Origin of the sequence: Cryobacterium sp. (assembly GCF_025463825.1) — a bacterium.
Classification (GTDB): domain Bacteria; phylum Actinomycetota; class Actinomycetes; order Actinomycetales; family Microbacteriaceae; genus Cryobacterium.
The window spans coordinates 1-6941 of the sequence record NZ_JAODBG010000014.1 but is presented as its reverse complement, the minus strand read 5'-3'; the positions used below and the strand labels follow the sequence as shown (position 1 = coordinate 6941).

Below are 6941 nucleotides of genomic sequence, written 5' to 3'. Positions count from 1 at the left end.
GGATGCGCACGGGGGCGCAGAATATGCACGCGTGTGCCTTCAATCGGCGCTGCGATCACGGCGTCCTCCATGGAGGCCTCCACGAGGGGCCCTAGTTGTCCAGCCTCAGAGTCTGCATCATTTCCGGCGTCCAGCGTAGCCACACGATAGGGGGGTTAACCGGGCTGTTTGCCCCCCTTTGGGGCGCTCCAGTGGGGCGGATGCCCGCCCGTCCGTGGGGCACGGGACGGGCGATTGGACGTCGTTCGCCCGGTCCGTGGGGCACGGGACGGGCGATTGGACTTCGTTCGCCCGTTCTCCGCACATCATCGTGCCCGTTACATGAAAATGCGCCCGACCGATGGTCGAGCGCATTCCCTTTGGCGGAGAATGGGGGATTCGAACCCCCGAGGGCTTTCACCCAACACGCTTTCCAAGCGTGCGCCATAGGCCACTAGGCGAATTCTCCTGAGCCGGTCGATTCAGCAAAGACAACGACCAGGGAAAATCTTACCTGCTTCCGGGACCCCTGCGTGACACAACCAGAATGCGCCGGGTTTGGGCCCCGGCCCCGAACGCCCTAAACTGGCATCGGCTCCTCGCGTGGCGCCATCTCAGCCAACTCCCCCAGGACGGAAACGTAGCAAGGGTAACTGGGCTCTGGCGGGTGCGCGAGGAGTTTTACTTTGCCCGGGCGCCCGCACCCGAAACAGTGAATCCGTAAGACTAGCCCCCCACTGTTCACTTTGGCGGGACCAACGTCCCCCGCGCATCCGATATGGCGCTCCTAGACTTGTACGGCGCTATTGGCGCCCACAGAGCACCTGGAGACCGCGATGGAACTTACCGCTGACACCACCACCTCGTCTTTCACCTGGCCCAGCCGTTTGCCGCACACGTTGAGCGCCGACGCTCTCGCCAGTGTCGACTCCTGGTGGCGCGCCGCGAACTACCTCTCCGTGGGGCAGATTTACCTGCTCGACAACCCGCTGCTGCGCGAGCCGCTCAGGAAAGAGCACATCAAACCGCGCCTGCTCGGCCACTGGGGCACCACCCCCGGCCTCAACTTCCTCTACGCGCACCTGAACCGGGTCATCCGCGAACGCGAGATCAGCACCCTGTACATCACCGGCCCCGGCCACGGCGGGCCCGGCATGGTCGCCAACGCCTACCTCGACGGCACCTACTCGGAGATCTACTCCGGCATCGACCAGTCCGAAGAGGGCATCAAGGGACTGTTCCGCCAGTTCTCCTTCCCCGGCGGCATCCCCAGCCATGCCTCGCCGGAGACCCCCGGATCCATCCACGAAGGCGGCGAACTCGGTTACGCGCTCAGCCACGCCTACGGCGCCGCGTTCGACAACCCCGACCTGCTCGTGGCCGCCGTCGTGGGCGACGGTGAGGCCGAGACCGGCCCGCTGGCCACCAGCTGGCACTCCAACAAGTTCGTCGACCCGTTGCAGGATGGCGTGGTGCTGCCGATCCTGCACCTCAACGGGTACAAGATCGCCAACCCCACCGTCCTCGCCCGCATCCCCGAGCACGAACTGATCGACCTGATGCGCGGCTACGGCCACAACCCGCACATCGTCAGCGGCGGATTCGACGGCGAAGACCCCCTCGCGGTGCACCAGCGGCTGGCGCAGACCATGGACGAGGTGCTCAACGAGATCGCCGCGATCAAGCGGGCCGCCCTCGCCGGTGACACGAACCGGCCGCGCTGGCCGATGATCATCCTGAAGACCCCCAAGGGCTGGACCTGCCCGCCCGTCATCGACGGTGTGCAGGTGGAAGACTCCTGGCGCTCGCACCAGGTGCCGCTGGTCAACGCCCGCGACACCCAGTCGCACACCGACGTTCTCGAATCCTGGCTGCGCTCGTACAAGCCGGAGGAACTCTTCGACGAGGCCGGCGCCCCCGTGGCCCGCATCAGCGCCCTCGCCCCGCACGGCAACCTGCGCATGAGTGCCAACCCGGTCGCCAACGGCGGGCTGCTCCGCCGGGACCTCAGGTTGCCGAACTTCCGCGAATACGCGGTGGATGTGCCCAGCCCCGGCGCCACCATCGACGAGGCCACCAAGGTCCTCGGCATCTGGATGGCCGACGTGATCCGCGACAACCCCGACAACTTCCGCATCTTCGGACCGGACGAGACCGCGTCCAACCGGCTCGCCCCGTCCGTATTCGCCGCCACCGACAAGCAGTGGAACGGCGAGTACCTCCCCGGCGACACCAACCTGGCCCGCGCCGGCCGGGTGATGGAGATGCTCAGCGAGCACCAGTGCCAGGGCTGGCTCGAGGGCTACCTGCTCACGGGCCGCCACGGCGTCTTCAACTGCTACGAGGCGTTCATCCACATCATCGACTCGATGTTCAACCAGCACGCCAAATGGCTCAAGGTCACCCGGGAGATCCCGTGGCGCCGCTCCATCTCCAGCCTGAACTACCTGCTCTCCTCGCACGTCTGGCGCCAGGACCACAACGGATTCAGCCACCAGGACCCTGGCTTCATCGACCACGTCGTGAACAAGAGCGCCGACGTCGTGCGGGTGTACCTGCCGTTCGACGCGAACACCCTGCTGTCGATCTACGACCACTGCCTGCGCAGCGTCGACTACGTCAACGTCGTCGTCGCCGGCAAGCAGCCGTCGCCGAACTGGCTCACCATGGACCAGGCCGTCGCGCACTGCGAGCGGGGCCTGGGCATCTTCGAGTGGGCCGGCACCGAGCTGCCCGGCACCGAACCGGATGTGGTGCTGGCCGCGGCCGGTGAGGTGCCCACCCTCGAGGTGCTCGCCGCCGCCAAAATCCTGCGCGAGGCCATGCCCGACCTCAGTGTGCGGGTCGTGAACGTCGTCGACCTGATGCGCCTGCAGAGCGAGGACGACCATCCGCACGGCCTGAGCGACCGCGAGTTCGATGCCTACTTCACTGCGGACAAGCCCATCGTGTTCGCCTACCACGGATACCCGTGGCTGATTCACCGTCTGACCTACAAGCGCCATGGCCATGGCAACCTGCACGCCCGCGGGTATAAGGAGAACGGAACGACGACGACGCCGTTCGACATGGTCATGCTCAACGACCTCGACCGGTACCACCTGGTGATGGATGTCATCGACCGGGTACCCGGACTCGGAGCCCGTGCCGGACTGCTTCGCCAGCAGATGCAGGATGCCCGCCTGCGTGCCCGGCAGTACACCCGCGATCATGGGGAAGACATCCCCGAAGTGACCGACTGGGTATGGGCTGGGAACGATGCCGCGGCAACCGCCGCACGCACACTGGACACCACCGGCGGGGATAACGTATAACCGTGGCTCGAAGCATTTACATCACCTCCGCCGAGGGAAATACCGGCAAATCCACTATCGCACTCGGCGTCCTCGACACCCTGTTGCACTCCATCGAGCGGGTGGGCGTCTTCCGCCCGATCGCCCGCTCCAAGCACAAGCCCGACTACGTGCTCGAACTGCTGCTGAACCACCTGCAGGCCGGTCGCCCCGCGGGCACCAACCCGGCCACCCAGCCGGCGCTGACCTACGACGAGTGCGTCGGCGTCACCTACGACGACGTGCACGCCGACCCGGATGCCGCCCTCGGCCGCATCGTGGCCCGCTACAAGGCCGTCGAGGCCCAGTGCGACGCCGTCGTGGTCATCGGCAGCGACTTCACCGACGTCGGCAGCCCCACCGAACTGGCGTACAACGCCCGAATCGCCGCGAACCTCGGTGTTCCGGTGCTGCTCGTGCTCGCCGGCCGGGTCGCCTACGGCCAGGGCGAAGGCCTCGGCCAGAGCGACCAGCTCGGCCAGAGCGAACCGCGCTCCAGCGACGACATCCGCCAGCTCACCGACGTGGCGCTGGCCGAGCTGCAGTCCGAGCACGTGTCGCTGCTCGGCGTCGTGGTCAACCGCGCCGACCCCGCCAACCTCAACGGCATCATCGCCGCGGTGCGCGAGGGCGTCGACAACCTCGCCGAGATCACGGATGCCACGCATCCGGCCGTCGTGCCCGTCTGGTCCATCCCCGAGGACGCGTTCCTCGTGGCCCCGAGCATGAAGACCATCCTCGAAGCCACCTCCGGCACCCTGGTGCAGGGCGACCCCGAGCTGCTCTCCCGCGAGGCGCTCAGCGTGGTCGTCGCCGCCATGTCGATGGTCAACGTGCTGCCGCACCTCACCGAAGGCGCCGTCGTCGTCATCCCCAGCGACCGGCCGGAGGTGCTGCTCGCGGCCCTGATGGCCAACTCCTCCGCCACCTTCCCGTCGCTGGCCGGCGTGGTGCTGGTCGGCGGCTTCGAGCTGCCCGAGTCGATCGCACAGCTCATGAAGGGCCTGGCCCCGTCGGTGCCGATCATCCGCACCGACCTGGCCTCCTACGAGGCGGCGCTGCGGATCACCCACACCCGCGGTCGCCTCGCCGCCGACTCGCAGCGGAAGCACGACACCGCGCTGGCGCTGTTCGAACAGCACGTCGACGGTGCCGCCCTGCTCGACCGGCTCAAGGTGAGCCGCGCCGACGTGGTCACCCCGCTGATGTTCGAGTACACCCTGCTCGAACGGGCCCGCCAGCACCGGATGCGCATCGTGCTGCCCGAGGGCGACGACGACCGCGTGCTGCGCGCCGCCGCCACCCTGCTGGCCCGCGACGTGGCCGACCTGACCATCCTCGGCGAGGAGTTCGAGGTGCGCTCGCGCGCCATCGGCCTGGGCCTGGACATCGCCAAGGCCGAGGTCGTCAGCCCGTTCGACGACGTGCTGCGGATGCGGTTCGCCGAGGAGTACGCCCGCCTCCGCGCCCACAAGGGCGTCACCATCGACCAGGCCCGCGACGTCGTCACCGACGTCTCGTACTTCGGCACGATGATGGTGCAGCTCGGCCTGGCCGACGGCATGGTCTCCGGCGCCTCGCACACCACGGCGCACACCATCCGCCCCAGTTTCGAGATCATCAAGACCCGCCCCGGCGTGTCAGTGGTCTCCAGCGTGTTCCTGATGGCCCTGGCCGACCGGGTGCTCGTCTACGGCGACTGCGCGGTCAACCCCGACCCCACCGCCGCCCAGCTGGCCGACATCGCCATCTCGGCGTCGGAGACGGCCGTCGAGTTCGGTATCGAGCCGCGCATCGCGATGCTGTCGTACTCCACCGGCGCGTCCGGTAACGGTGCGGATGTCGAAAAGGTGCGGGAGGCCACCGCTATCGTTCGCGAACGCCGCCCCGACCTCGCCGTCGAAGGCCCGATCCAGTACGACGCCGCCGCGGACGCCGCAGTGGCCGCCGCGAAGATGCCGGAGTCGGCCGTCGCCGGCAAGGCCAACGTGTTCATCTTCCCCGACCTCAACACCGGGAACAACACTTACAAGGCGGTGCAGCGCAGCGCTGGCGCCGTGGCGATCGGCCCCGTCCTGCAGGGCCTGCGCAAACCGATCAACGATCTTTCCAGAGGGGCCCTCGTGCAGGACATCGTGAACACCGTGGCGATCACCGCCATTCAGGCCGCATCGCTCGCAGCGGTGGTGGCAGCCGTATGACCGCCATCCTCGTCATCAACTCAGGTTCGTCCTCGTTCAAGTACCAGCTGATCGACGTCGACTCCGAAACCGAGCTGGCCGGCGGACTCGTCGAGCGCATCGGTGAGCAATTGGGTCGCGCCCGCCACACCAACGTCGCCGCCGGTGCCGACCGCCAGGACAAGAACCTGACGATCCCTGACCACACCGCCGGATTCGCCGCGATGATCGCCGCCTTCGAGGCGCACGGTCCGCACCTGGCCGACGTGGACCTCGTCGCTGTCGGTCACCGGGTCGTGCAGGGCGGGGCGATCTTCACCGGCCCCACCGTCATCGACGAGACCGTTCTCGCCCAGATCAGCGACCTGTCCGAACTGGCCCCGCTGCACAACCCGGCACACGTGCAGGGCATCGCCGCCGCCCAGGCCAACTTCCCCGACGTGCCGCACGTCGCGGTGTTCGACACCTCGTTTCACCTCACGATGGCACCGCCTGCGTACACCTACGCGATCGACTCGGCCCTGGCCGCGAAGTATGCCATTCGCCGGTACGGCTTCCACGGCAGCTCGCACAAGTACGTGTCGGAGGCCGCCGCTGAGTTCCTCGACCGCCCGCTCGAGGAGCTGAAGACCATCGTGCTGCACCTCGGCAACGGTGCGTCGGTCTGCGCCGTCGACGGCGGCAAGTCCATTGACACCTCGATGGGCATGACCCCGTTGCAGGGCCTCGTGATGGGCACCCGCTCCGGAGACATCGACCCCGCCGTGCTGTTCCACCTGAACCGCAAGGCCGGGTACACGATCGACCAGCTCGACGAGCTGCTCAACAAGAAGAGCGGCATGCTGGGCATGACAGGCACCGGCGACATGCGTGACGTCGAGGTGGCCGCCCTGGCCGGCGATGCGATCGCCCAGGCCGCGCTCGACGTGTACTACCACCGCATCAGGGGCTACGTGGGCAATTACATCGCCCAGCTCGGCGGCCTCGACGTGATCGTGTTCACCGCGGGCGTCGGCGAAAACTCAGGCATCATCCGGGAGCGGGCACTGGAGGGCCTGGAGGGCCTCGGCATCGAGGTCCACCATGAGCGCAACTACCAGTTCTCCCGCGACGCGCGAGTCATCTCGACGGATGCGTCCCGCGTCACCGTCCTTGTGATCCCCACCAACGAGGAGCTCGAGATCGCCCGGGAGTCCCGCGCCGTCATCTGATCCTGAGCCGACCTGACGCGGCGTGGTGCGGTTACAAGGACCACGGCGGGAGATAAGGACCGGATGTGCTGGGGTGACCCGCTCGTGCTGGACACTGTTCCTGATCATTTTATTAGGCCGCTGCCGGGGTGGTTGTGGTGGTGTGTAGCGTGCTGGTGAACTCGGTGAGGGCTTGGGTTGGTGTTTTGTAGCCGAGGCTCTGATGCCGGCGCCGGGTGTTGTAGTGGCCGATGTATTTC

Annotated in this window: 4 protein-coding genes, 1 tRNA gene and 1 other RNA gene; 4 read left to right on the top strand and 2 right to left on the bottom strand. The window is 67.3% G+C overall.

Going from position 1 to position 6941, the window contains the following annotated elements; translation table 11 throughout:
• Positions 1-360 precede the first annotated feature (360 nt).
• Positions 361-448: transfer RNA gene (locus JWP54_RS01760), tRNA-Ser, on the bottom strand.
• 121 nt (positions 449-569) lie between these two features.
• On the opposite strand from JWP54_RS01760, the gene ffs reads away from it, so the two are divergent.
• The 4 genes from ffs (at position 570) to JWP54_RS01740 (ending at position 6702) form a co-directional block, all read left to right on the top strand.
• Positions 570-666, top strand: an RNA gene (gene ffs / locus JWP54_RS01755) — signal recognition particle sRNA small type.
• 149 nt (positions 667-815) lie between these two features.
• Entirely contained in the window at positions 816-3293 is a 2478-nt protein-coding gene (locus JWP54_RS01750; protein ID WP_297366458.1) for a phosphoketolase, read from the top strand.
• 2 nt (positions 3294-3295) lie between these two features.
• On the top strand, positions 3296-5512 hold the full coding sequence (gene pta / locus JWP54_RS01745) for a phosphate acetyltransferase (RefSeq protein WP_297366456.1): 2217 nt from the start codon (positions 3296-3298) through the stop codon (positions 5510-5512).
• Entirely contained in the window at positions 5509-6702 is a 1194-nt protein-coding gene (locus tag JWP54_RS01740; protein WP_297366454.1) for an acetate/propionate family kinase, read from the top strand. Before pta ends, JWP54_RS01740 begins: the two co-directional genes overlap by 4 nt.
• Before the next feature lie 112 nt (positions 6703-6814).
• Here the strand turns inward: JWP54_RS01740 and JWP54_RS17640 are convergent.
• The coding region (locus JWP54_RS17640; RefSeq protein ID WP_367274171.1) for an integrase core domain-containing protein at positions 6815-6941 on the bottom strand (127 nt) is incomplete at its 5' end.

What these genes read in the sequence shown, in the direction of transcription:
- JWP54_RS01750 (WP_297366458.1), top strand. Translation starts at nt 816, where the DNA reads ATGGAACTTACCGCTGACACCACCACCTCGTCTTTCACCTGGCCCAGC.
- JWP54_RS01740 (WP_297366454.1), top strand. Translation starts at nt 5,509, where the DNA reads ATGACCGCCATCCTCGTCATCAACTCAGGTTCGTCCTCGTTCAAGTAC.